Source organism: Actinomadura sp. RB99 (genome assembly GCF_014706005.1).
In the GTDB taxonomy this organism is placed as follows: Bacteria; Actinomycetota; Actinomycetes; order Streptosporangiales; family Streptosporangiaceae; genus Spirillospora.
Genome location: NZ_JABMCA010000159.1, coordinates 1 through 2,342, shown reverse-complemented (window position 1 = coordinate 2,342; position 2,342 = coordinate 1). Strand labels below are relative to the sequence as shown.

At 71.3% G+C, this 2,342-nt stretch carries 5 protein-coding genes; 2 read left to right on the top strand and 3 right to left on the bottom strand.

What is annotated here, in order from left to right; genetic code table 11:
• Positions 1-99 precede the first annotated feature (99 nt).
• From amrb99_RS49200 to amrb99_RS49190, 3 genes are all read right to left on the bottom strand, one after another.
• Positions 100-489: a hypothetical protein gene (locus amrb99_RS49200; RefSeq protein WP_190868997.1), complete on the bottom strand. Its 390-nt coding sequence runs from the start codon at positions 487-489 to the stop codon at positions 100-102.
• Between the two features lie 62 nt (positions 490-551).
• Positions 552-770, bottom strand: a complete 219-nt coding sequence (locus amrb99_RS49195) for a helix-turn-helix domain-containing protein (RefSeq protein ID WP_206700425.1) — start codon at positions 768-770, stop codon at positions 552-554.
• A complete protein-coding gene (locus amrb99_RS49190) occupies positions 763-1,140 on the bottom strand; it encodes a helix-turn-helix transcriptional regulator (RefSeq protein WP_190868996.1) in 378 nt (125 codons plus the stop codon). Before amrb99_RS49190 ends, amrb99_RS49195 begins: the two co-directional genes overlap by 8 nt.
• Positions 1,141-1,247: 107 nt before the next feature.
• Here amrb99_RS49190 and amrb99_RS49185 point away from each other — a divergent pair, with 107 nt between their 5' ends.
• A complete protein-coding gene (locus amrb99_RS49185) occupies positions 1,248-1,649 on the top strand; it encodes a helix-turn-helix transcriptional regulator (RefSeq protein ID WP_190868995.1) in 402 nt (133 codons plus the stop codon).
• Between the two features lie 187 nt (positions 1,650-1,836).
• Positions 1,837-2,265 (top strand): hypothetical protein, encoded by a 429-nt coding sequence (locus amrb99_RS49180; protein ID WP_190868994.1) that lies wholly within the window; start codon positions 1,837-1,839, stop codon positions 2,263-2,265.
• The last annotated feature ends 77 nt before the right edge of the window (positions 2,266-2,342 follow it).

Below are 2,342 nucleotides of genomic sequence, written 5' to 3'. Positions count from 1 at the left end.
GCCAGGTCGCGTGCAGCCCGGCCCGCGCGCCGCGCCGGACGAGTCTGCTCAGGACCGTGATGGCGCGCTGCTGGCGCGGCCTCTTGGTGGTGTCGTTCGTCATCGCGCACCGCCCCGGGGGATGTAGGTGAGGTGGTGGTCACGGGCGTGGCGGCGGGCGGCGGTCACCGGCGGTGCGCCGCGCGGCGGCGGGGCGACCGTGCCGAGCCTGCCGTCCGTCCGCTCGACGATGACGAGGTCGCCCGCACTGAGCCGACCGGGGACGTACCGGGTCGCGTGCCCCTGGGTGAGCCGCTCGCCGCTGACGGTGTGGCCGCGCCCGGCGAGGTCGTCCCGGACGTCGGCCGTCAGCGGGTAGTCGGTCGGGACGGAGGCGCGGCGGGGCGCGGCGGGCGTCGGCCGCGCGGTCGCCAGGGCGGGCTCGGCGTCGCTCCGGCGCGGGCCGAGCAGGAGGTACCAGAGTCCGAGGACGTAGTGGATGATGGACATGTGGGTCCTGCCTGTCTGAGATGGGTGGGTGTGGGACTCGCCGCCCGGCATGGCGGCGGGTCTCACTTGGCGGCCGGGGTGAGGCCGAGGTACTCCAGCAGCGGCGCGGTTGGCACGATCCAGCGGCGGCCGATCCGGCGGGTCGGGAAGTCTCCGCGCCGCGCGGCGTCGTAGGCGGTCGAGAGGCCGATCCCGGCGAGCGCGGCGACGGTCGCGAGGTCGGTCATCGGCGTTTTCTCCGGGTCCGGGATCCCCACCGGCTCCCGCGTCTCCTTACTCACTGGCCCGGCTCCCCGCGCGGCCCGACACGGCCCGTCCGGCAGATCGGGCAGGGGATCGGGTCCCCGCCGTTGTCGCCCGGGTTCGGAACGGTCCCGCGCCCGTTGCACTCGCCGCATTTCGGCACGGTTCGGTCTCCTCGGCGGTGTCGGGGTAGGGGAAGGCGTCCTCGACGCGGCAGCCGAGCGCGGCGGCGATGCCCATGCGGACCTCGTCGCCGATGCCCCGGGCGCCGGTCTCGCCGCGCTCGATCTTGCTGAGCCAGCTCTTGTCGATCCCGGCGCGGGCCGCGACCTCCATCTGCGACAGCCCGGCGTCAAGCCGCCGCTTCTTGATCTGTTCACCCCAGCGGGCTCTGATGTTCGCGATCACGTAACCAATGCTTGCCTGGTAGGCGTCGCCTGTCAAGCGAGTCCAGAAAGTTCACCGCATGTGGCCGGATGTTTGACAGGTGGTGCCTGTCAGGCAACCCTTGTCACATGACCAGAGACAAGGGGCTCGCGGCCGGCGACTGGCTGCGACATCAACGCGAGCTGCGCGGGCTGGAGGTGCGCGAGGTCGCCATAGCGCTCGGCGTCGCGACCCAGACCGTCTACGGGTGGGAGACCGGCAAGCACCGATGGAGCGACGAGCGCGCCGAGCAGCTCGCCAAGATCCTCAAGCTCGACATCCTCGAGGTTCGTGCGGGCCTCGGGCTGTGGGTGCCGCCGACGTACGAACCGCCTGGGCCGATGGACCGGGCCGAGGAGATGCTCGACGCCCTCGAGGCCGACATCGCCGAGATCCGCGAACGGCTGGAGGGAATGGACGAGGACCGCCGGCAGGCGGTCAAGGAGGTCGCCCGGGCGCTCGCGCCCGACCCGGAAAGTTCGACGGGCTAGCCGTTATCGCAGGTTGACAGCTTATCGTGGCCGGATACGGCCAAATTGGAGGTTTCCTACTACGCACCCTCGGTGCAAGATGGGTGATTCGGAGCTGACGCGACGTATCGGCTGAGAGTCAGGCGGCCATGGGGATGGACGTCAATGCGCACGCCCGGATCACGAATCATTGTTCCGAGGGGGGACCTTGAGCGACAAACAAATCGTCAGCGTTACCGCCACCGCTGGCGCCGCCTGTGTCGTGATGCTCGCCATTGCGACGCCGAACGCCGAGCTGATGGAGACGCTCGGGATGCTCGGCGCGATCGTCTGCACGCTGGTCGTCATCGGCCGCGTCGGCGTCGTCGCGGTCCACGCCCGAGCCGAGCAGCAGCTCAGCCGACTTGAGCACATCGCGGCCAATGTCGCGACCATGCGCGATGACGTCGCCCGCCAGATCGCCGCACACGAGGCGGCCAGCGACTGCCAGATCGCCCGCATCGAGGCCATCATCGAGCGCCTCGTCGCGGCTGACCTGAACGTCGCGACTGCCCTGCGGCACGGCACCGTCGTCCGCCCAGGCCTCCCCTCGACCGTGATCCCCCTGCCGACCGGCAGCCGCCGAACCCGGGGCTGACCAGGCCGAGCGCGGGGAATGATCCTTGTGGCGCGGCGCCCCCGCCCGCCGCGCCACAAGGGCCAGGGCGGACATCA

Excerpts from the sequence above, each read along its gene's own strand:
- amrb99_RS49200 (WP_190868997.1), bottom strand. The coding sequence starts at position 489 with ATGTCCATCATCCACTACGTCCTCGGACTCTGGTACCTCCTGCTCGGC.
- amrb99_RS49185 (WP_190868995.1), top strand. The coding sequence starts at position 1,248 with ATGACCAGAGACAAGGGGCTCGCGGCCGGCGACTGGCTGCGACATCAA.